Genomic DNA, 22,568 nt, shown 5'->3' with positions numbered 1-22,568 from the left:
GACGATCATCTTGGCCTCACGCCAGGTTTTCCGGCTCCGAAGATGAACTCGATGCCCGCGGACGAGAGCGTGTCGCGAAGGCTCGTCAATGTCTCGTCGGGCAGCCGCAAGAGACCGTTCTGCTCCTCAAGCCGGCGAATCACGGCGGCAGAAACGCCGGTTCGCGCGGCGAGCTGTTTCACCGACCAGTTCAGCATGCCGCGGGCCGCGCGCAATTGCGCACCGGTCAACCTCGACGTCGAGACGTGCTGGGCCGAGAGCCGCCCCTCGTGCACGTCCGTGGAGATTCCCAACCACTCCCGAATACCGCCATCCGCGTCCGGGACCGGCACAGCCCTGCAATGGTACCAGCGGTAGGAGCCGTCGGACTGGCGCAGTCGATGCTCGACATCGTAGGGCTGTCCCGTTTCGGCGGCGGCCGCCCAGATCCGCAAGGCCGTTTTCGCGCTCCTCTTCGGGAAGCAGGTCGAGCCAGCCTTTGCCGAAAAACCGGTGTGCGTCCGGCTGGTTCTCCGCGTTCAAAAGCGCGGTAATCCGGCCATCCTGGCTGCCGACCCACAGCAGTCCGCCTGCGACCTGCGTCAGCGCCGCGTAGCGATCCGCATCCATCTTGAGAGGCTGCAGCGATCTGCGATGTTCGGTGATGTCGATGGCAACGCCGACCACGCATTCCGGCTCGCCGGCGGAGTTCAAAAAAGTCTCGGACTGGATGCGGAGCCAGCGCAGCGCACGATTCGGCCGGATGATGCGAAACTCGCCGTCGAGCAAAGACCGGTCGAACGCGAATCCGCGTGGATCGCGCTGCGGACGGCGATCCTCCGGATGAATTCGTCTCTCGATTTCCGCATAGCTGGGCGCGACGGTATGGGGATCGAGTCCCAGCAGGCCGTAAAAGCCACGCGACCACTGCATCCGGCCTTCAGCATCGCAGTGCCCGACGCCGGTCCCAAATTTTTCTTCAAAAAGACGAAGTATCTCCGAAGGGTCGAGGTAGCTCTCCAGGTGGCGCAATTCAGCCCCCCGTCGTGAAATTAAGTCTCAACTAATAATTGCAGTCTATATTACATCGCTCGTTCACGCAGCTCAATTCGCGATTGCTGCATAATATTTATGCCATCAGGCGGTATATACATGTGGTCGACGTTCGCGCCGAAATCTTGAACTTGGTTGGCGTCGAACCGGCCAAACGCCATCGATGATACCGATCATGGCCTGGATGATACGACGCGCCTTGCACGTTGCCCTGTTCTGGTTGGCGGTGATCTGCTGCTTCTCGCCTGCATGGGCGGACACCGTCGATGTTAACGGCGTGAAGCGCTCCTACACCGCGCAATTGCCGGCGAAAAAGCCCGCACCGCTGGTGATCGTGCTGCATGGTAAGACGCAGCGTGGCGCCGACATGGTCGCGCGGACGGCCTGGCCGCAGCTTGCCAGGCGCGAGGGTCTGGCCGTTGTCTTTCCGGACGGACTCAATCACGCCTGGGCCGATGCGAGGACCAAGGCGGGGCCCGCGCTGCGCGGCCCACCCGAGGGCACCGACGACGTCGCGTTCATCACAAAACTCGTCGAGAAGCTGGTGGCCGACGGCACGGCCGACCCGAAGCGCGTTTATGTCACCGGCATCTCCAATGGCGGCGCCATGGCAATGACGCTCGCTTGCGCCCGGGCCGATCTGTTCGCGGCCGCTGCGAGCGTGATCATGAATCTCACCGATGAGGCTGCCGTCACCTGCCATCCGTCGCGACCGCTGCCGATGCTGCTCATGAACGGCACGGCCGACCCGCTGGTGCCCTACGAGGGCGGACACGGATCGAGCTATTTTGCCGCGGACGGGTTCTGGTCGACCGAGGAGACGCTGGCGTTCTGGCGCAGGCTCAATGGCTGCGAGACCGATGATGCCGGGGTGACCGACCTGCCCGACAGGGCGCCCGCAGACCAGTCCACAGTGACACGGATCAGCTCGCGCTGCCCGACTGGGCACGACGTCGTGCTCTATCGCATCAACCATGGCGGCCACCGCATGCCCGGCTTTGCTCCGGATGCCCGCTTCCCGAAGGTCGCCAGGAGCCTGCTCGGACCGCAAAACGGCGACATCGACGGCGCCGAAACGATCTGGACGTTCTTCAGTCAGTTTCCGTGAACGACGCATGCGTGCCAGGCAATGCATGCGTGTCAGGGGTGGCTCGCCGCAAATCGCTGGGCTAGACAGGGCCGCCATTCCACCAGGAGATCCCCAATGAGCATTCAGCGTTTTGAAACCGGCCCGCGCATGAGCCAGGTCGTCGTGCACGGCAACACCGTCTATCTCGCCGGCGTCGTCGCCAACAAGGCGGCCGGCGAAAGCGTCACGAAGCAAACCCAGGACATCCTGGCGACCATCGACGGCCACCTCGCCAAGGCCGGCACCGACAAATCGAAGCTGCTGTCCGCCACGATCTACATCACCGACATGAAGACCTTCGGCGAGATGAACGCGGTGTGGGACGCCTGGGTGTCGCCCGGCAACACCCCCGCGCGCGCCACCGTCGAGGCCAAGCTGGCGGCCCCGCAATACACGGTCGAGATCATGGTGACCGCGGCGAAGTGATGTCGCGAGAACTTCACGCGCGTTGATGACCTCCGAGGTAATCGATCAACGCGCGTGAACCTTCGATAGTCGGGTCAGCCGGACAATACGGCGCCATCGAAGGAGCACATCATGACTGATCCCAACACCATCGCCTGCCGCTATGTCGAGCTCTGGAACGAACGCACGGCAGGTCGTCGCCGCGAACTGCTCAGCGAAAGCTGGACGACGGATGCGCGCTATGTCGATCCCGTGATGAAGGGTGACGGCCGCGACGGCATCGAGGCGCTGATCGCCGGCGTGCAGCAGCGCTTTCCCGATTTCAAATTCAAGCTGATCGGCGAGCCCGACGGCTACGGCGACCACATCCGCTTCTCGTGGGGACTTGGTCCTGACGGCGCCGACAGCCCGATCAAAGGCACCGATTTTGCCGTGCTGAGGGACGGGCGCATCAGCAGCGTGACCGGATTTCTGGACCAGGTGCCGACCGGGGCGTGAGACCTCTGGCCCTTCTCGCGCAGGCGGGAAGGGCCACCCCTCGACGAATCCGCTCCTGCGGCTTACCTGTCATGCCGTGCCGCCCCGTATTCTCCAAACATCGGCCGAGCCGGCCGCGCTGCTGCCGGATCGCTTCCAGGCGTGGTTCGCAGCCCGCGGCTGGTCGCCGCGCGCGCATCAATTGGCGCTGCTGGAGAAGGCGCGCGACGACCGTTCGGCGCTCTTGATTGCGCCGACCGGCGCCGGCAAGACGCTTGCGGGGTTTCTGCCGACGCTGGTGGAGCTTTCGGCGCAGCCCGCGACACGAGATGCGGGCGCGAAGAAGAGTCTCGTCTCCACCGGGCGCAACGTGCAGCGCAGCGGTGGCCTGCACACCCTGTACATTTCGCCGCTGAAGGCGCTCGCCGTCGACATCGCGCGCAATTTGGAGCGGCCGATCGCGGAGATGGCGCTGCCGATCAAGGTCGAGACCCGCACCGGCGACACGCCGGTGTCGCGGCGCCAGCGGCAGCGGCGCTATCCGCCGGACGTGTTGCTGACAACGCCCGAGCAGCTCGCGCTGCTGCTCTCCTCCGACGACGCACCGTTCCTGTTTTCCTCCCTGAAGCGCATCGTGCTCGACGAGCTGCATGCGCTGGTGACGTCCAAGCGCGGCGATCTGCTCTCGCTCGGGCTGGCGCGGCTGTGGCGCCTCGCGCCGCAAATGCGCGCGATCGGCCTGTCGGCAACCGTAGCCGAGCCGGAGCAGCTCGCGCGCTTCCTGGTGCCGCAGCCCGAAGGCCGGGAAGTCGCCGCCGATATCGTCATGGCCGGCGGTGCCGCGCCGCCCGTGGTCGAGATGCTCGATACGCGCGAGCGGCTGCCCTGGGCCGGCCACAGCGCGCGCCACGCGCTCCCCGAGATCTACGAGCTGATCAAGGCCAACAAGACCACGCTGGTCTTCGTCAACACCCGCAGCCAGGCCGAGATGCTGTTCCAGCATCTCTGGAGCATGAACGACGATGGCCTTGCCATCGCGCTGCATCACGGCTCGCTCGACGTCGCACAGCGCCGCAAGGTCGAGGACGCCATGTCGGCGGGTCGACTGCGCGGCGTGGTCTGCACCTCCTCGCTCGATCTCGGCGTCGACTGGGGCGACGTCGATCTGGTGGTCAATATCGGCGCGCCCAAGGGCTCTTCGCGCCTGATGCAGCGCATCGGCCGCGCCAATCATCGCCTCGACGAAGCCTCCCGCGCCGTGCTGGTGCCGGCCAACCGCTTCGAGGTGCTGGAATGCCGCGTCGCCATCGATGCGATCGCCGAGAATGCGCAGGACACGCCGCCCTTGCGCACGGGTGCACTCGACGTGCTGGCGCAGCACGTGCTCGGCTGCGCCTGCGGCGAGCCGTTCTTTTCCGACGAGCTCTACGACGAAGTGCGCACCGCCGCGCCTTACGCCGATCTGTCGCGGCAGGATTTCGACGACGTCGTCGATTTCGTCGCCTCCGGCGGCTACGCGCTGAAGACCTATGAGCGCTTCGCCCGCATCAAGCAGGACAAGGAAGGCCGCTGGCGCGTCGCCAATCCCAGGGTGCGGCAGAGCTACAGGCTGAATGTCGGCACCATCGTCGAGGACGACATGCTGAAGGTGCGCCTGGTGCGCTCCCGCGGCGGCGGTACGGGCTCGACCGGCGTGATCGCGCGCGGCGGCAGGCTGCTCGGTGAGATCGAGGAGGCCTTCATCGAGGGCCTCAGCCCCGGCGACACCTTCGTGTTCTCAGGCGAAGTGGTGCGCTACGAGACGCTGGTCGAGGATCAGGTCTATGTCTCGCGTGCGTACGACAAGGATCCGAAAGTGCCCTCCTATATGGGCGGCAAATTCCCGTTGTCGACCTATCTCGCCGAGCGCGTCCGCCGCCTGCTCGATGATGGCCGCGCATGGGGCGGCTTGCCGGAGCAGGTGCGCGATTGGCTGTCGCTGCAGAAGGATGTTTCGCGCGTGCCCGCAGTGCGCGAGCTCCTGGTCGAGAGCTTTCCGCGCGCCAACAAGCACTATCTCGTCTGCTATCCTTTCGAAGGCCGCCTCGCGCACCAGACCCTCGGCATGCTGCTGACGCGGCGGCTGGAGCGCGCCCGCGCGCGGCCGCTCGGCTTCGTCGCCAACGAATATGCGGTGGCGATCTGGGGACTTGGCGACCTCTCCTTCATGATCCGCAACAATCGGATCGACCTCAATGCGCTGTTCGCCCCCGACATGCTCGGCGACGATCTCGAAGCCTGGCTCGCCGAATCCGCGCTGATGAAGCGCACGTTCCGCAATTGCGCGATCATCTCCGGCCTGATCGCGCGGCGCCACACCGGCGAAGAGAAAAGCCGCCGCCAGGTGCTGTTCTCGACCGATCTCGTCTATGACGTGCTGCGCAAGCACCAGGCCGATCACGTCCTGCTCCGAGCCGCACGCGCCGATGCCGCCACGGGCCTGCTCGACCTGCGCCGCCTCGGCGACATGCTGATACGCATCCAGGGCCGCATCACGCACCGGGAACTCGACCACGTCTCTCCGCTGGCGGTCCCCGTGATGCTGGAAATCGGCCGCGAGTCAGTCTATGGCGAGGCTGCAGACGAATTGTTGGCGGAAGCCGCCGACGAACTCGTTAAGGAAGCGATGTCGTAGAGAATTTGCCGGTGAGGCGCGCAATCCCATCCACATCGTCATGCCCGGGCTTGACCCGGGCATCCACGTCTTTGCTGCCGCAAGAACGTGGATTGCCGGGCCTTCGCCGCGCCGAAGCGGCTTCGGCGGCGCAGGCGGGACAAGCCCGGCCATGACGGAGCATGTTGCGCTATCGATTACTTCGACAGGCAGACTGGATGTCGCCGGCATCGCACTCCACACCGATCTCTCCGGGGCGCTGTTCTGGGAAGAGCAGCGCCTGCTGGTCGTCTCCGACCTGCATCTGGAGAAAGGTTCGAGCTTCGCGACGCGCGGCGTGCTGCTGCCGCCTTACGATACCATCGCAACGCTCGGCCGGCTCGCTGCTGTCATCTCCCGCCATGATCCACGCATCGTCATCGCGCTTGGCGACAGTTTTCACGACCGCACCGCGCATGAGCGGCTGTCGGCGGAGGACCGCGACGCCGTCGCCGCACTCCAGACCGGCCGCGACTGGATCTGGATCTCGGGTAATCATGATCCCATCCTGCCGCGCGATCTCGGCGGCACCGTCGCCGGCGAGGTTGCGGTCGGCCCCATCACTTTTCGCCACGAGCCGACCGGGGCGGCCGGCGAGATCGCCGGCCATCTGCATCCCAAGGCGCGCGTCTCCGCGCGCGGCCGCTCGATGGAGCGCCGCTGCTTCGCCAGCGATGGGATGCGTGCCGTAATGCCCGCTTTCGGCGCCTATGCCGGCGGCCTCAGCATCCGCGACGCCGCCTTCGCCAGGATCTTTCCGGAGAACGGCTTTGTCGCCCATATCCTCGGCGACCGCCGCGTCCACGCCGTTGCGGCCTCGCGCTGCTATTGAGGAATGGGTCGCGTCCGGAACAAATTAAGAACACTTTAGCAAGTCTTTGATATATCATTGTGATTCGGCGCATGGCCGACACAATATCTAGCGTCTGTCCGACTTTGCGAGGACTACATGTCCACCATTGCCTTCGACCAGTTTGCCCTCACCCGGATCGCCGATTTCGCGCGCTCGCTGTCGCGGCTGCATCAGGCGGCACGGAGTTACGCCGTCGATGACGACCAGTTCGATCGCGAGTTCAACGCGGTGTGCCAGTCGATCTGGGGCTACACCATCGACGACATCAGCGACGATCTGTTCTCGACCGAGGACCATCTGTTTCTCGACACGCTGGACGAGGCGCATGCGCGCACCTTCGCAGCCGAGCAGGGTTACGACCTCATAGGCGAAGCGGGCATGCTGACCGATTGGTGGGGCTTTTGCTGGATGATTCTGGCCGAGAAGCGCGGCCTCCTGACGCCGGAAAACCGCGCCGCTGCGCGGGCGGCGATCGAGGAGAAATATCTGGCAGCACCGAACGTGATCGGGGTGATCATCGGGAGGTGAGTGCCGCAAACTCCGTCATTGCGAGCGCAGCGAGGCAATCCAGAATCTCTCCGCGGAGGGATCCTGGATTGCTTCGTCGCAAGCGCTCCTAGCAATGACGGCTCGGATGCAGGTGAGGGCTAATCCAGCCCCGCCCGCTTCGCCGGCTTCTGCGCCGTCGTCTTCGGCACCGACACATCCGGCAGCGCCTCGCGCACGATCTCGGTTGACGTCGGCGCATCTGCCGACACCGTGTCGGCCCGCACCGGCGCCACCTTCATCTCGCCGAGGCGCGCGCGGACCTGGGCCGTGAGGCCGGGGTAGGAGGCAACCGGGGTGAAGTCCGCAGCCTGGTCGTTGCCGACGCGGATGCCGGTGTAGGCGACGAGGCCGTCGGTGGTGGCGATCACGTCGCCGGCTTTCAGCGATGAATCCAGCGCGAGATCGACCGGGGCGAGGCCGGCGGGCTCGCGGCCGTTGCAGGTGCAGTCGGCGCGCAGCGCCTTGCGATAGGCGAACGCGTTCTCGCTGTCGGCGTAGCGCTCGCCGGCCTGCGAATAGGCGCCATCGATCGACGAGCCGAAATAGATCTTGGTCGGGCTGGCGGGACAGAACGCCTGACACATCTGTGCGGGCGAGGCGAGGCCGCGCATCAGCGGAAAATATTTTCCGTCGCAACTGCGCACGCAGAAGGCCGGGCCCGAGCCGCCGGCCGCGGCCGAGCGGGTCGGCGGCACATATTGCGGGGTCGCCGCATTTTGCTGGCCGGTGAAGGGGTCGGTGTAGGAACTCGCTTGCTGCGGCACCTCGCGCTGGGGCCGCTGCTGCTGCATTCCGCCGAAGAGGAAGTCGAACAGGCCTTCGGCCGAAACCGGGGCCGGAGCCGCAAGTAGCGGCGCGGCAAGGATGGCGGCCACAGGCATCGCGCGACGCCGCCGGCGCGCATGGGACGAGATTGTACGCAACCGCCTACTCCACCCGACGCTACTGACCGGCTGGAACCCTTCGGGTCTCAGCACATGATTCACCATAAAATGGGATGGTAAATGAGCCGTTGAGCAGAGGCGGTTTCAAGTCGAGGCGGTGACCTCTTTAAGGCCGAGCACAGCTTCCGATGGATGGTTGCTTCCGGGCTACACCCGGGCAAGAAGGCGGAGGAGATTTCGTCACCTAGGCCTTCAAGAACTCCGACGCCTTGTACAGCGAGCGGAACGGCAGGCCGGCCGCACCGAACGTGTCGGTGGCGCCTTCCTCGCGGTCGACCATGGTCAGCACCAGCACCACATTGGCGCCGGCCTCGCGCACGGATTCCACCGCCTTCATCGCCGAACCGCCGGTCGTGGTGACGTCCTCGACGATCACCACGCGCTTGCCCGCCAGCGTCTCACCTTTGGGCAGGCCTTCGATGGCGAGCTTGGCGCCGTGCTCCTTCGGCTTTTTGCGCACGAAGAACGCCGCGATCGGATGCCCCTTGATCCAGGAGATCTGCGCCAGCGCGCCGGCGAGCGGCACCGCGCCCATCTCGAGCCCGCCGATGAAATCGAGCTGGTCGTCCTTCAGCGCCTCATAGGTCAACTCGGCCAGCAGCGTCGCGCCCTCGGGGTCGAGCATGGTCGGCTTGAGGTTGAAATAGAAATCGCTCTTGCGGCCCGACGCGAGCGTCACCTCGCCGCGGCCGAAGGAGCGCCGGCGGATGATTTCGAACAGGCGGGCGCGGGAGGCGGATTTCGACACGGCGGTCCCTCGAACAGCGTTTTTGGTGGAGGCGGAATTTATCCGCGACGGCCGCGACATTCCAGAGGGGGCGTCTCCCGTCAACAGGGATCGGCCATCCCGGTCCGCCGGTTGTGAGGGCGCAACCTTTTGGAGTAGTTGAGGGCAAGCCTCTAGGGGAAGGAAACGGGAATGACGATCGAGCTCTACACCTGGAACACGCCGAACGGCCGCAAGATCTCGGTCGCGCTGGAGGAGATGGGGCTCCCCTACAAGGTGATCCCGGTGAACATCACCAAGGGCGAGCAGATGGCGCCCGAGTTCCTCAAGCTCTCTCCCAACAACAAGATCCCCGCGATCGTCGACCCCGAGGGGCCCGACGGCAAGCCGGTCAGCATCTTCGAATCCGGCGCCATCCTGCTTTATCTCGGCGAAAAGACCGGAAAATTCCTGCCGAAATCGCTTAGCCAGCGGATCCCCGTCTACGAATGGCTGATGTGGCAGATGGGTGGCTTCGGCCCGATGCCGGGCCAGGTGCACCATTTCATCGCATTGGAGAATGAGCAGGATCGCGCCTACGGCCTGAAGCGCTTCATGGCGGAGACGCGCCGGCTCTATGGGGTGCTGGACCGCCGCCTGGCCGGTCGCGACTTCGTCGCGGGCGATCTCTCGGTTGCCGATTTTGCCATCCTGGGCTGGGCCTGGCGTCATCCTCGCCACAAGGTTGATCTGGCCGACTTCCCCAACGTCGAGCGCTGGTACGACGCTCTGATGGCCCGGCCGGGAGTGAAGCGCGGCATGGACGCGAAGCTGGATTGAGCTGCCGCTTACCCTCCCCTGGAGGGTAGGGGAATCGCATATGGTGCTGGCAGGGTGTTGCCAAGCGGTTGGAACTGGATTCTTTGGGTGTCTCTCGATTCCAGAGGGAGACCTGAATGCGCAAGCTCAAGCGCCTGTTTCGACCGCTCAAGGACCCGCGCGCCAGCAACACCCGACATGATCTTGTGGAGATCCTCGTCATCGCCTTGGCGGCGACGCTGGCTGGCGCCAAGACCTGCACCGAGTTCGAGTTCTTTGGCCAAGGCCGCGAGGAGCTGTTGCGGCGCTTCCTGGAGCTCAGGCACGGCATTCCGAGCCACGATACGTTCAGCAACGTCTTCCGTGCGCTGGATCCGAAGGGGCTGGAAGCGGTTTTGCGCAAATTCAGCAAGAGCTTCGGCATCAAGGGGTGGTCAGCATCGACGGCAAGGCGCTGCGCGGGGCCTACACGCGGGGCCGGCAGGCCACGCCGCTGCATATGGTCAATGTCTGGGCCGCAGGCACTCGCATGGCGCTGGCCCAGAGAAAGGCTCCCAACCGCAACGAGGTTGCCGGGGCTCTCGAAGTTCTCGCCCTGCTCGATCTGGACGGGGCTCTTGTCACCGCCGATGCCTTGCATTGCCGGCCCGACACCGCGCAGGCCATCCGCGACCGGAAGGGGCACTACGTGTTGGCCATCAAGAGTAACCGTGGCCGGCTCTTCAAGGCCGCCAAGACGTTGGTCGATACAGCCCGAAAGCCCGCGCGAGCGAGTCAACGAAGAGCCACTGCCCACGGTCGCGCCGAGCGCCGGCAGGCCATCGTCGCGCCGGCTCCTCAGTTGGCGAAGCAATACGACTTCCCCGCTATCGCCGCAGTCGGTCGCATCGACAGCTGGCGCGCAAACTCTGGCAAGACCGCCAAGCATACGGTCCGATACTTCCTCGCCTCGCGCCTGCTGTCGGCCAAAAAGCTGCTCGAGGTCGTGCGTGCCCACTGGAGCATCGAGAACAACCTGCACTGGGTTCTCGACGTTCTGTTCGACGAAGATGCCTGCCGCAGCCGCAAAGAACACGCCGCCGAAAATCTCGCCCTCATCCGCAAGCTGGCCATCAATACCCTGCAGGCAACGCCCGGTCCTGCCCGCATCAGCCACAAAATGCTCCAAGCCAGATGGAATAATGACTTCCTTCTCTCCGCCCTCGCCCATATGCGATAGCCCTACCCTGGAGGGGAGGGTAAGAGAGCTCACACCTTCTTCGCTTCCACCGCCATCCGCACCGCGAGCCCGGCCAGCACCGTTCCCATCAGCCAGCGCTGCACCAGCATCCAGCTCGGCCGGTTCGCCAGGAACAGCGCGATCGATCCGGCCGCGAGCGCGATCATCGCATTGACGCTGACGCTGATCGCGATCTGGATCGCGCCCAGCACCACCGATTGCGTCAGCACGCTGCCGGAGGCGGGATCGATGAACTGCGGCAGCAATGCCAGATACAGCATCGCGATTTTCGGATTGAGCAGGTTGGTGACGAATCCCATCGCGAACAATTTGCGCGGGCTGTCGATCGCGAGCTTCCTCACCTGGAACGGCGAACGCCCGCCCGGCTTCACCGCCTGCCAGGCGAGCCACAGCAGGTATCCGGCACCGGCAAAGCGCAGCGCGTCATAGGCGAAGGGAATGGCGAGCAGCAGCGCCGTGATGCCGAACGCCGCGCACAGCATGTAGAACACGAAGCCGAGCGCGACGCCGCCGAGCGAGACGATACCGGCCGCGGGCCCTTGCGTGATCGAGCGCGAGATCAAATAGATCATGTTCGGTCCCGGCGTGAGCACGAGGCCGAGGCAGACGAGGGCAAAGCCGAGCAGGGCGGAGGTGTGGGGCATGGTGAACCAGTGCGGGAGATGGCACGGTTCTAATATGCGAGGCCTTGCCGGGCCATCGCGCAATTGCTCGGAGGACAATTCAGATTCCGTGTCCCGGACGCGGCGCAGCGTGAAAGTTTGCGCCGAGAGCGGCGCCCCAGCTGGTGCGGCGTGGCCCCCGGATCAGCAGCGCACCACGCCGGAAGGGCGGCGCGTTGCGCAGCATCCGGCGAAAGCAGCAATCAATGCGCCTCGTCCCAGTTGTTCGCCGCGCGTGCATCGACATGCAGCGGCACTGACAGCAGCACGGCCGGGAACGGCGCGTCCTGCATGACCTTCTGCACGACGGGGAGCGTCGCCTCGACCTCGTCGTCGGGCACCTCGAAGATCAGTTCGTCATGCACCTGGAGCAGCATCTGCGCGGAGAGCTGCTTCTCGGCGAGTGCATCCTCGACGCGCGTCATGGCGCGGCGGATGATGTCGGCGGCGGTGCCCTGGAGCCGGGCGTTGATCGCGGCGCGCTCGTTGAAGGCGCGCACCGAGGCGTTCGAGGCCTTGATGTCGGGGTAGTGGCACTTGCGGCCGAACAGCGTGGTGACGTAGCCGTGGCTCCGGCAGAAATCGCGCGTCTCGTCCATGTAGGCGCGGATGCCCGGGAAGCGCTCGAAATATTTCTTGATGTAAGCGGACGCCTCCTCGCGCGCGATGCCGAGCTGGTTGGCAAGGCCGAAGGCGGAGATGCCGTAGATGATGCCGAAATTGATCGCCTTGGCGCGGCGGCGGATCTCGCTCGGCATGCCCTTGATCGGCACGCCGAACATCTCTGAGGCCGTCATCGCGTGAATGTCGAGCCCATCGCGAAACGCCTGTTTCAGCACGGGAATGTCGGCGATCTCGGCGAGCAGGCGCAGCTCGATCTGCGAATAGTCGGCGGACACCAGCTTGTGTCCGGGCGTCGCGACGAAGGCGCGGCGGATCTTGCGGCCATCCTCGGTGCGCACCGGAATGTTCTGTAGATTCGGCTCGTTCGACGACAATCGTCCCGTCGTGGTCGCGGCCAGCGCGTAGGTCGTGTGCACGCGATGCGTCTGCGGATTGACATAGGTCGGCAGCGCGTCGGTGTAGGTCGATTTCAGCTTGGAGACCTGGCGCCACTCCAAAATCTTCTTCGGGAAGTCGTGGCCCTGCTCAGCGAGTTCATCGAGCACCTGGGCGGTGGTCGACCACGCGCCGGTCTTGGTCTTGGTGCCGCCGGGCAGTCCCATCTTGCCGAACAGGATGTCACCGATCTGCTTGGGGCTGCCGACATTGACCGGCTCGCCTGCGATCTCCTGGATCTCGGCCTCGACCCGCGCCGCGGTCTGGGCGAAGTCGCCGGAGAGGCGCGACAAGACCTGGCGGTCGATCGAGATGCCGCGCCGCTCCATGCGTGCGAGCACCGATACCAGCGGCCGTTCCAGGGTCTCGTAGACCGCGCTCATGTGCTCGGCGACGAGGCGCGGCTTCAGCACGCCCCAGACGCGCAGGGCGACGTCGGCGGCTTCCGCCGACAGTGGTGCGGCCTTGTCGATCGGCACCTGGTCGAAGGTGATCTTGCCCTTGCCGCTGCCGAGCAGCTCGTTTTCCTTCAGCATGGCATGGCCGAACCAGCGCTCGGACAGCGATTCCAGCGCATGCGAGCCGCGGCCGGCATCGAGCACGTAGGAAATCAACAGCGCATCGTCGATGTTGCGCAGGGTGATGCCGTGCTGCGCCAGCATCACTGCGGTGAACTTGACGTCGAAGCCGATCTTGAGAATGCCGGCTGATTCCAGCACCGGCCGCAGCGCTTGCAGCGCGTCGTCATGCTTGACCTGGTCCGGCGCGAGGCCGGCATCGAACAGGCCGGCGCCGCCGACGGACTGCTTGTGCGCCAGCGGCACGTAGCAGGCCTCGTTCGGCGCCAGTGCCAGCGCGATGCCGCAAAGATCGGCCTGCATCGGATCAATCGAGTTGGCTCTCGTCTCGATCGCGACATGGCCGGCATCGTGGATGCGCGCGATGAAGGCGTCGAGCTCCTTCAGCGTCTTGATGGTCTGGTATTTGCCGCGATCGACCGGAAGCTTGCGCAGCGCCTCTTCGCGCGCGGCGGCGAGCGAGATCGGCGCACCCTTCGGGCTCGCAGCCTTGTCCTCCTTCCCCGCCGACTTGTTGCGCTCGACCGGCGCGGTCTGCGCCGGCGTGCCGCTCCCCGGCAGGGGCACGACGTCCGAGGGCGGCAGCGGCGAGAATACGCTCGCGCCCTTTGCGTAGCCGGGATCGGCATCGACGTTGGCAGGATCGATCTGCGAATATTCGGCGACACGTCGCGTCAGCGTCGTGAACTCCATCGCCTTCAGGAACGCGATCAGCTTGCGCGCGTCGGGCTCGTGGACGGCGAGATCGTCCAGCGGCACATCGAGATCGACTTTGTCGTCGAGCAGCACGAGCTGCCGCGAGATGCGTGCCTTCTCTGCGTTCTCGAGCAGCGCCTCGCGCCGCTTGGGCTGCTTGATCTCGCCGGCGCGGAACAACAATTGGTCGAGGTCGCCATACTCGATGATCAGCTGCGCCGCGGTCTTGACGCCGATGCCGGGCACGCCGGGCACATTGTCGGTGGAATCGCCGGCAAGAGCCTGCACCTCGACCACCTTGTTCGGCGGCACGCCGAACTTTTCGATCACCTCGGGGATGCCGATGCGGCGGTCCTTCATGGTGTCGTACATGGTGACGCAATCGGTGACGAGCTGCATCAGATCCTTGTCGGACGACACGATGGTGGCGCTGGCGCCGCGCTCGCAGGCCTGTCGCACATAGGTCGCAATGAGATCGTCGGCCTCGAAGCCGACCTGCTCCAGGCACGGCAGGTCGAAGGCGCGCACGGCCTCGCGGATCAGCGCGAATTGCGGGATCAGATCGTCAGGCGCGGGCGGCCGGTGCGCCTTGTAATCCGGATAGATCTTATTGCGGAAGGTGATCTCCGACTTGTCGAAGACGATGGCAAGATGCGTCGGCCGGTTGTCTTCCGGCATCTCGCGCAGGAGCTTCCACAGCATGTTGCAGAAGCCGAGCACGGCATTGACCTGGAGACCGTCGGACTTGCGGTTCAGCGGCGGCAGCGCGTGATAGGCGCGGAAGATGTAGGAGGAACCGTCGACCAGGAAGACGTGGTCGCCCTTGCCGGCCGCCTTGGCCGCGACCGGTTTGGCAGCAGTGTTGGCAGCAGTCTTGGCAGCAGCGGGTTTGGTGTCGGCCGCAGCTTTGGGCGCGGCCTTGGTGTCAGCTTTGGCAGTGGTCTTCGGGGCTGTTTTGGGCATGGCCGCAATGTATGAATTTTTGCGGGCTTTGACAGCCTTGGGAGGCGGATTTTTGGGGCGCTATCCCCACTGTCGTTCCCCCATGCTCCGCTGTCATTCCCAGCGAAGGCGGGGAATCCAGTACGCCGCGGCCTATCGGTCGATAACAGCTGCCTCTGGAATACTGGGTCGCGCGGTCAAGCCGGGCGACGACAGCGTGCCCGCCTGCAACATCGCTCCCGCCTTCCTCGGCGCGATCCAGAATACATCCGGCCGCTCGAACAGGAAGCGCGCGTTGAGGCGCAGCGCCACCTGCCACATCGCCAGCGCTCCGAGCACGCCGGCGATGGTGACCACCAGCGACACCGTACCGATGTCGGCAATGACGCCGGTGCGCAGCAGCAGCGTTCGTGTCGCCGCCATCGGCAGGAAGAAGGCGAGATAGATCACGATCGAATGCTCGCCGCAGAAGCGGAGGAAGTTGAGCCACTGCACCCGCGCAAGCAGCGTGCCCGTGGTGATGATGGCGCAGGCGCCGGCAAAGCCGAGCACGAGCGAGACGAGCATCCATTCGCTGGCGCCCCATGCGACCAGGCCGGCATTGACCAGCCCCCAGGTCGCGAGCGCCGCGAGCGCAAGCACGGGACGAGTCCGCGCGCGATCCGACAGGGCGAACACGTAGGGTGCGAACAGATAACCTGAATAGAAATAGACGAAGCGCGCGCAGAACTCGTCGATGACGGTCCAGCCGGTGGTGATCCGTGCGGTCTCCAGCGCCGCGGCAACGAGCCAGATCGCGAGCGGCGGGACTTTGCGTGTCAGTTTCGTGACGACGAAGAAGATCGGCAACAGATAGATGAACCATAGCGTGCCGAACGGCTCGATGAAGGATTCGAGGTACAGCAGGCCGACCGCGCGCCAGCCGGTCTCCGCGGCAAAGGCCGGCGCCTTGAAGCCGAACTGGATTGTCACCCAGACGACATAAAAATAGGCGAAATGCACCACCTTGCGGTCGAGATAGGTTCGCCAATCCCGATCAATCACCAGAGACAGGAACAAGCCCGAGATCAGGAAGAAATCCGGCATCCGGAACGGCTTTGCAAAGGCCACGGCGACATGCATGAAACCGGTCTGCCCGGCGGCGAGCTCGACCCCCAGCACCGAATGCATCATCACGACCATGACGATGCAGATGCCCTTGGCATAGTCGACCCAGTCGACGCGCGGGGCCGAAGGCGCCTTGGAAAGCCCGGCCGCCGCGATTGTGCCCGATCGTGCCATGATGTCCCTTTTCGAGGCGCGTTCCGCCCGTCCCTGTGTGGGCGTGGGGCAGTTTGGAGCCCAGTGGTTTCCGACTTCTTTACCGGTTCAAATCGCGGGCCGGTTTTTGCATGCGGACTGTTCCATGACCTCGAGAAAATGCTAAACCGCCTCGAATTGGGCTTCCGTTAACCAAGCTGGAACAGGATTTTTCATGCGGATTGCGATGATCGGCACGGGCTATGTGGGACTGGTGTCCGGTGCCTGCTTTGCAGATTTCGGCCACGACGTTACCTGCGTCGACAAGGACGAGAGGAAGATCGCCGCGCTCCATCGCGGCGAGATCCCGATCTACGAGCCGGGGCTCGACGAACTGGTGGCGAACAATGTCAAAGCCAAGCGGCTGGATTTCACCACCGACCTTTCCAAGCCGGTTGCCGATGCCGATGCCGTGTTCATCGCGGTCGGTACGCCCTCACGCCGTGGCGATGGGCACGCTGACCTCTCCTACGTCTACGCCGCCGCCCGTGAGATCGCGCAATCGCTGACCGGCTTTACCGTGGTGGTGACGAAATCGACCGTGCCGGTCGGCACCGGCGACGAGGTCGAGCGCATCATCCGCGAAGCCAACCCTGCGGCCGATGTGGTTGTCGCCTCCAATCCCGAATTCCTGCGCGAGGGCGCGGCGATCCGCGATTTCAAGTTCCCCGACCGCATCGTGGTCGGCACCTCCGACGAGCGCGGCCGCAAGGTGATGGGCGACATCTATCGCCCACTGTCGCTGAACCAGGCGCCGCTGATGTTCACCGCGCGCCGCACCGCCGAGATGATCAAATACGCCGCCAACGCGTTCCTGGCGACCAAGATCACCTTCATCAACGAGATCGCCGATCTCTCCGAGAAGGCCGGCGCCAACGTCCAGGAGGTCGCGCGCGGCATCGGTCTCGACAACCGCATCGGCACCAAGTTCCTGCATGCCGGCCCCGGCTTCGGCGGCTCGTGCTTCCCGAAGGACACCAAAGCCTTGATCAAGATCGCGCAGGATTACGACGTCTCCTTGCGCATCGTCGAATCGGTGCTGGCCGTGAACGAGAATCGCAAGCGCGCGATGGCGCGGAAAGTGAGCCAGGCGCTCGGCGGAGGCTTGCGCGGCAAGACCATCGCCGTGCTCGGCCTCACCTTCAAGCCCGATACCGACGACATGCGCGACGCGCCGTCGATCCCGCTGGTAACGGGCTTGATCGACATGGGTGCGAAGGTGAAGGCGTTCGATCCCGTCGGCATGGAGCAGGCCAAGGGCGAGCTGCCCGATATCACCTATTGCGAGGACGCTTATTCCTGCGCGCAAGGCGCCGACGCGCTCGTCATCGTGACCGAATGGGTGCAGTTCCGCGCGCTCGATCTCGACCGGTTGAAAGCAACCATGGCGCAGCCGGTCGTCGTCGACCTCCGCAACATCTACCGCCCCGAAGACATGCAGGCCGCCGGCTTCACTTATGAGAGCGTCGGCCGGCCGTCGGTGCAGGGCTGATCGCTGCACATCCTTGTTGAACGAAACCGTCACGGCCGGGCTTGTCCCGGCCATCCACGTCTTGTTCACTCTCGCCTGAAAGAACGTGGATGTCCGGCACAAGGCCGGGCATGACGACCGGATGCTTCCTTGCCCCGCAGCTTCGACACGCCCCTCCCGATCGATGCCGTGCTCGACGATTTGTCGTGCACGCTGGAGGCCAATAACGCCGCCGTGCTGGTGGCGCCGCCTGGCGCCGGCAAGACCACACGCGTGCCGCTAGCCTTGCTCGATGCGCCCTGGGCCAAGGACAAGAAGATCATCGTGCTGGAGCCGCGCCGCATCGCCGCGCGCGCCAGCGCCGATCGCATGGCCAAATCGCTCGGCGAGCGCGCTGGCGAGACCGTCGGCTATCGCGTCCGCTTCGGCTCGAAGATCTCGCGCGCCACGCGCATCGAGGTGGTGACCGAGGGCATCTTCACGCGCCAGATCCTCGACGACCCCGAACTCTCCGGCGTCGCCGCCGTCCTGTTCGACGAATTCCACGAGCGCTCGCTCGATGCCGATCTTGGCCTCGCACTGGCGCGTGATGCGCAAACCGGCCTGCGCGAAGACTTGCGCATCCTCGTGATGTCGGCAACGCTCGACGGTGCGCGGGTCGCCAAGCTGCTGGGAGATGCCCCCGTCGTCGAGAGCGAGGGACGCGCCTTTCCGGTCGAGACGCGCTATCTCGGCCGCAAGGCGGACGCGCCGATCGAGCGCCAGATGGCGGATGCGATCGCCTCCGCGCTCCGGGCCGATAGCGGCTCGGTGCTGGCGTTCCTGCCGGGTGCCGCCGAGATCCGCCGCACCCAGACCTTTCTCGGCGAGCGCGTGCAGGATGCTAGCATCGAGATCGTGCCGCTATTCGGCGCGCTCGATGCCGCCGTGCAGGACCGCGCCATCGCGCCGGCGCCGAAGGGCACACGCAAAGTGGTGCTGGCGACCTCGATCGCGGAGACCTCGCTCACCATCGAAGGCGTGCGCATCGTGGTCGATTGCGGTCTTGCTCGCGTGCCGCGCTATGAGCCCGATATCGGCCTGACGCGGCTCGAGACCGTGCGCGCCTCGCGCGCGGCGGTGGACCAGCGCCGCGGCCGCGCCGGCCGCACCGAACCCGGTGTCTGCTACCGGCTCTGGGACGAGCCGCAGACCGCCTCGCTGGCGCCTTACACGCAGCCGGAAATCCTCAGCGCGGACCTGTCCTCGCTCGTGCTCGATCTCGCGCAATGGGGCGTCAGCGATCCTGCGGCCCTGGCGTTCCTCGATCCGCCGCCGCAGCCGGCCTGGAAGGAAGCAAAGAGCCTGCTGACCGAGCTCAACGCACTCGACGGCGACGGCCGCATTACCGCGGAAGGCAAGAGCCTGCGTTCGCTGGCGCTGCCGCCTCGGCTGGCGCGCATGATCGTGGATTCGCACCGTGTAGGCAGCGGCGAGGCTGCCGCCGAGATCGCCGCCATCATCACCGAGCGCGGCCTTGGCGGCGACAGCGTCGATCTCGAGCACCGCCGCGACCAGTTCCGCCGTGACCGCTCGCCGCGCGCTGCGAGCGCGCGCGATCTGGCGCGCCGCTGGGCCTCGCAGGTCGCGGCGTCGGAGAAGGTGGCGCAGCAGGAGGATCTCTCGACCGGCCTCATGCTCGCTTATGCATTCCCGGATCGCGTCGCGCGCAACCGCGGCAACGGCAGCTTCGTGCTGGCCAACGGCCGTGGCGCTGCCGTCGAGCAGACCTCCTCGCTCGCCCGCGCGCCCTACATCGCGATCGGCGAGATGACGGGGACGGCGGCGAGCGGACGCATCCTGCTCGCGGCGCAAATCACCCAGGACGAGATCGAGCGGCATTTCGCCGAGCATATCGAGACCGCCGATGAGATCTCCTTCGACCGCGGCGCAATGGCGCTACGCGCGCGGCGCAAGCGCGTGCTGCACGCGATGACGCTGTCCGAAGCCACCCTCGCACTGTCGCCTTCCGAGGAAACCGCGCGCATTCTCGCCGATGGATTGATCGCCGCCGGTCTCGACCGGCTGCCCTGGTCGAAGGCCGCCAGGCAGTGGCGTGACCGTGTGATGTTCCTGCGCAAGGCCGAGGGCGATAGCTGGCCCGATCTGTCCGACGGCGGGTTGATCGCGCGACGTGAGGATTGGCTGGTGCCGGCGCTCTACGACAAGGTCGCACTCAAGGATATCTCCGCGGGCGATCTCTCCGACGCGCTGATGGCGCTCTTGCCATGGGAGATGCGCGCGCGGCTCGACCGCGAGGCGCCGACGCATTTCGAAGCGCCGACCGGAAGCATGCTTGCGATCGACTACGAGGCCGAGCAGGGGCCGACCATCGCGGTGCGGCTCCAGGAATTGTTCGGCCTCAACACCCATCCGTCGATCGCCGCCGGCAAGGTGCCGCTGGTGCTGGAATTGCTGTCGCCGGCGCAGCGCCCGGTCCAGGTGACGCGCGATCTGCCCGGCTTCTGGCGCGGCAGCTACGCCGCCGTCCGCTCCGATCTGCGCGGCCGCTATCCGCGCCACCCCTGGCCCGACGATCCCGCGAGCGCAGTGCCGACAAGGCGGGCGAAGCCGCGCGGGACGTGAAATCGTATTAACCCTCCGCTCATCCTTTTCGTCAAAATGACAGGAGCCCCGGCGTGCCTTCGCTCGCGGGCAGACGTGCGGCGTGGTGAAATCGAGCTTTCCGGCTCGGAAGTGGTGTGATGCGTAACATTATGATCATCGCGGCCGTCATGATCGGCCTCGGCACCTTCATGGCCCAGATGGCGGACAAGATGAGCTCCGCCTCAGCAACCTCGGTGCCGCGCACCACGGTCGCGGTTGCGGCGACCGCGCCAGCTGGAGGCCGCAGCCTCGCCATTTCCCGCGACGCGCGCGGACACTTCCAGACCGAGGGCCGGATCGACGGCCAGCGCATCGGCTTCATGATCGATACCGGCGCCTCCGTGGTTGCGCTGAATGAGACTTCGGCGGCCCGCTTTGGTCTGCGTCCCTCGCGCAGCGAGTACAGCGCCACCGTCTCCACCGCCAACGGCACCATCAAGGCCGCGCGCACCCGCATTGCGATGCTCGAGGTCGGCGGCCTCATCGTGCGCGACGTCGATGCCATGGTGCTGCCGGACGAGGCGCTGTCGGAGAACCTGCTCGGCCTCTCCTTCCTGTCTCGCCTCAAGCGCTTCGAATACGCCAACGGCCAGATGGTGCTGGAGCAATAGGCAGAGTCTGTTGCGATCAGGGCGGCTCATTTCAGAAAGATTTCCTGCTCTGCCTGCCCTCGCGGTAACGTTGCTTCGTTACCAAACTGCCGCAATTATCGGCCATAAGCCTTCATTCCCGTCTTTCGTTGCGGCCTTGCATTCGCTAAGGCTGCAGCAAATCCTGCCCCCTTCTTACGAGACCGTCTCAATGTTCCCGAAGCCGAAATCCGTATTGTTGCCCAACACCTACGCCTTCGAATCCGAGCCGATGGTGAAGCCGACGGGCTTTCGCGAATACGACGCGCGCTGGTTGTTCCAGAAGGAAATCAACCTGATGGGTGTGCAGGCGCTCGGCATGGGCTTGGGCGCGCTGATCGCCGAGCTCGGTGTCAGGCAGGAGATCGTCACCGGCCATGATTTTCGCGGCTATTCGGCCTCGATCAAATATGCACTGATCACCGGCCTGATGGCGGCGGGATGCAAGGTGCACGACATCGGCCTTGCGGTGACGCCGATGGCCTATTTCGCGCAGTTCGATCTCGACGTGCCCTGCGTCGCCATGGTGACCGCCTCGCACAACGACAATGGCTGGACCGGCGTGAAGATGGGCGCCAATCGCCCGCTGACCTTCGGCCCCGACGAGATGACGCGGCTGAAGGAGATCGTGCTCAACGCCGAGTTCAAGAACAAGGCGGGCGGGTCCTATCAATTCCACGAGAACTATCCGGCGCGCTACATCGCCGACCTCACCAATCGCCCGAAGCTTAAGCGCAAGCTCAAGGTCGTCGCCGCCTGCGGCAACGGCACCGCCGGCGCCTTCGCGCCGCAGGTGCTGGAGGCGATCGGCTGCGAGGTGATTCCGCTCGACACCGAGCTCGACCACACCTTCCCGAAATACAATCCGAATCCGGAAGACATGGAGATGCTGCACGCGATCCGCGATGCGGTGCTGCATCACCAGGCCGATGTCGGCCTCGGCTTCGACGGTGACGGCGACCGCTGCGGCGTCGTCGACAATACCGGCGAGGAGATCTTTGCCGACAAGGTCGGCGTGATGCTGGCGCGCGACATGTCGGCGATCCACAAGGAGGCCCAGTTCGTCGTCGACGTGAAGTCGACCGGCCTGTTCGTCACCGATCCCGTGCTGCAGAAGCAGGGCGCCAGGACCGCCTATTGGAAGACCGGCCACTCCTACATGAAGCGCCGCACCAACGAGATGGGCGCGCTCGCGGGCTTCGAGAAGTCCGGCCACTTCTTCTTCAACAAGCCGTTCGGCCGCGGCTATGACGACGGCCTCGTGTCGGCGATCGCGATCTGCGACATGCTCGACCGCGCGCCCGGCAAGTCGATGGCCGACCTGAAGAACGCGCTGCCGAAGACCTGGTCGTCGCCGACCATGTCGCCGCACTGCGCCGACGAGGTCAAATACGGCGTCATCGACAAGGTGGTGAAGCACTTCGAGGGCTTGCAGGCCGAGGGTGCGAAGATCGGCGGCCAGGCGATCCGGGATCTCGTCACCGTCAACGGCGTGCGCGTCACCGTCGAGGACGGCAGCTGGGGCCTGGTGCGCGCCTCCTCCAACAAGCCCGAGCTCGTCGTCGTGGTCGAGAGCCCGGTCTCGGAGCAGCGCATGCACGACATGTTCGAGATGGTGAACAGCGTGCTGCGCACGCATCCGGAAGTCGGCGAGTACAATCAGAAGATCTGAGGTGGGCTCGAGGGGAGCGATCCACGCTTCTCTCTCCGCTGTCATGCCCCGGCTTGATCGGGGCATCG

General features: G+C 65.3%; 16 protein-coding genes and 3 pseudogenes. 12 read left to right on the top strand and 7 right to left on the bottom strand.

What is annotated here, in order from left to right:
• Nucleotides 1-5 precede the first annotated feature (5 nt).
• Both P6U27_RS35720 and P6U27_RS35715 read right to left on the bottom strand, forming a co-directional pair.
• Nucleotides 6-434 carry a PAS domain-containing protein gene (locus P6U27_RS35720; protein ID WP_407194532.1) on the bottom strand — a complete coding sequence of 143 codons (429 nt, stop codon included), beginning with the start codon at nt 432-434 and terminating at the stop codon, nt 6-8.
• 277 nt (nt 435-711) lie between these two features.
• Nucleotides 712-912: pseudogene (locus P6U27_RS35715) on the bottom strand (PAS domain-containing protein); the annotation flags it as partial.
• Between the two features lie 304 nt (nt 913-1,216).
• Here P6U27_RS35715 and P6U27_RS35710 point away from each other — a divergent pair.
• The 6 genes from P6U27_RS35710 to P6U27_RS35685 all read left to right on the top strand — a co-directional run bounded on the left by P6U27_RS35710 (nt 1,217) and on the right by P6U27_RS35685 (nt 7,116).
• Nucleotides 1,217-2,140: a PHB depolymerase family esterase gene (locus tag P6U27_RS35710; RefSeq protein ID WP_129145882.1), complete on the top strand. Its 924-nt coding sequence runs from the start codon at nt 1,217-1,219 to the stop codon at nt 2,138-2,140.
• Nucleotides 2,141-2,236: 96 nt separating this feature from the next.
• Nucleotides 2,237-2,587: a RidA family protein gene (locus P6U27_RS35705; protein WP_027575148.1), complete on the top strand. Its 351-nt coding sequence runs from the start codon at nt 2,237-2,239 to the stop codon at nt 2,585-2,587.
• 111 nt (nt 2,588-2,698) lie between these two features.
• Nucleotides 2,699-3,064: a nuclear transport factor 2 family protein gene (locus P6U27_RS35700; RefSeq protein WP_122406037.1), complete on the top strand. Its 366-nt coding sequence runs from the start codon at nt 2,699-2,701 to the stop codon at nt 3,062-3,064.
• Between the two features lie 76 nt (nt 3,065-3,140).
• Nucleotides 3,141-5,717, top strand: a complete 2,577-nt coding sequence (locus P6U27_RS35695) for a ligase-associated DNA damage response DEXH box helicase (protein WP_209295260.1) — start codon at nt 3,141-3,143, stop codon at nt 5,715-5,717.
• Nucleotides 5,718-5,868: 151 nt separating this feature from the next.
• On the top strand, nt 5,869-6,567 hold the full coding sequence (gene pdeM, locus P6U27_RS35690; protein WP_129145863.1) for a ligase-associated DNA damage response endonuclease PdeM: 699 nt from the start codon (nt 5,869-5,871) through the stop codon (nt 6,565-6,567).
• A 117-nt stretch (nt 6,568-6,684) separates the two neighbouring features.
• Complete coding sequence (locus P6U27_RS35685) at nt 6,685-7,116, top strand: hypothetical protein (RefSeq protein ID WP_407193473.1); 432 nt, start codon at nt 6,685-6,687, stop codon at nt 7,114-7,116.
• A 119-nt stretch (nt 7,117-7,235) separates the two neighbouring features.
• On the opposite strand, the gene P6U27_RS35680 is transcribed toward P6U27_RS35685, so the two are convergent.
• Both P6U27_RS35680 and pyrE read right to left on the bottom strand, forming a co-directional pair.
• Nucleotides 7,236-8,018, bottom strand: coding sequence for a DUF2865 domain-containing protein (locus P6U27_RS35680; RefSeq protein ID WP_129146440.1), 783 nt, complete (start codon nt 8,016-8,018; stop codon nt 7,236-7,238).
• Nucleotides 8,019-8,265: 247 nt separating this feature from the next.
• Nucleotides 8,266-8,829: an orotate phosphoribosyltransferase gene (gene pyrE / locus P6U27_RS35675; RefSeq protein WP_028176382.1), complete on the bottom strand. Its 564-nt coding sequence runs from the start codon at nt 8,827-8,829 to the stop codon at nt 8,266-8,268.
• A 171-nt stretch (nt 8,830-9,000) separates the two neighbouring features.
• Between pyrE and P6U27_RS35670 the strand changes: the two genes are divergently transcribed.
• Nucleotides 9,001-9,627, top strand: a complete 627-nt coding sequence (locus tag P6U27_RS35670; RefSeq protein ID WP_129146441.1) for a glutathione S-transferase family protein — start codon at nt 9,001-9,003, stop codon at nt 9,625-9,627.
• Nucleotides 9,628-9,743: 116 nt separating this feature from the next.
• Nucleotides 9,744-10,825, top strand: a pseudogene (locus P6U27_RS35665) (ISAs1 family transposase).
• Nucleotides 10,826-10,854: 29 nt separating this feature from the next.
• Here the strand turns inward: P6U27_RS35665 and P6U27_RS35660 are convergent.
• The 3 genes and pseudogenes from P6U27_RS35660 to P6U27_RS35650 all read right to left on the bottom strand — a co-directional run.
• A complete protein-coding gene (locus P6U27_RS35660; RefSeq protein ID WP_122406030.1) occupies nt 10,855-11,490 on the bottom strand; it encodes a LysE family translocator in 636 nt (211 codons plus the stop codon).
• Between the two features lie 221 nt (nt 11,491-11,711).
• Nucleotides 11,712-14,804 carry a DNA polymerase I gene (polA, locus tag P6U27_RS35655; protein WP_129146179.1) on the bottom strand — a complete coding sequence of 1,031 codons (3,093 nt, stop codon included), beginning with the start codon at nt 14,802-14,804 and terminating at the stop codon, nt 11,712-11,714.
• 201 nt (nt 14,805-15,005) lie between these two features.
• Nucleotides 15,006-16,064 (bottom strand): annotated as a pseudogene (locus P6U27_RS35650) (acyltransferase family protein); the annotation flags it as partial.
• 193 nt (nt 16,065-16,257) lie between these two features.
• Here P6U27_RS35650 and P6U27_RS35645 point away from each other — a divergent pair.
• From P6U27_RS35645 to P6U27_RS35630, 4 genes are all read left to right on the top strand, one after another.
• Nucleotides 16,258-17,574 carry a UDP-glucose/GDP-mannose dehydrogenase family protein gene (locus P6U27_RS35645; RefSeq protein ID WP_122406028.1) on the top strand — a complete coding sequence of 439 codons (1,317 nt, stop codon included), beginning with the start codon at nt 16,258-16,260 and terminating at the stop codon, nt 17,572-17,574.
• A gap of 129 nt (nt 17,575-17,703) precedes the next feature.
• Nucleotides 17,704-20,178 (top strand): ATP-dependent helicase HrpB, encoded by a 2,475-nt coding sequence (hrpB, locus tag P6U27_RS35640; protein ID WP_164937257.1) that lies wholly within the window; start codon nt 17,704-17,706, stop codon nt 20,176-20,178.
• A gap of 119 nt (nt 20,179-20,297) precedes the next feature.
• Complete coding sequence (locus P6U27_RS35635; protein WP_164937256.1) at nt 20,298-20,810, top strand: TIGR02281 family clan AA aspartic protease; 513 nt, start codon at nt 20,298-20,300, stop codon at nt 20,808-20,810.
• A 190-nt stretch (nt 20,811-21,000) separates the two neighbouring features.
• The gene (locus tag P6U27_RS35630) at nt 21,001-22,500 is read left to right on the top strand and encodes a phosphomannomutase/phosphoglucomutase (RefSeq protein ID WP_122406026.1); all 1,500 of its coding nucleotides are present in this window, start codon (nt 21,001-21,003) and stop codon (nt 22,498-22,500) included.
• The last annotated feature ends 68 nt before the right edge of the window (nt 22,501-22,568 follow it).

Origin of the sequence: Bradyrhizobium sp. STM 3566 (genome assembly GCF_045571445.1) — a bacterium.
In the GTDB taxonomy this organism is placed as follows: domain Bacteria; phylum Pseudomonadota; class Alphaproteobacteria; order Rhizobiales; family Xanthobacteraceae; genus Bradyrhizobium; species Bradyrhizobium vignae.
This window is presented reverse-complemented; position numbering and strand designations above follow the sequence as displayed.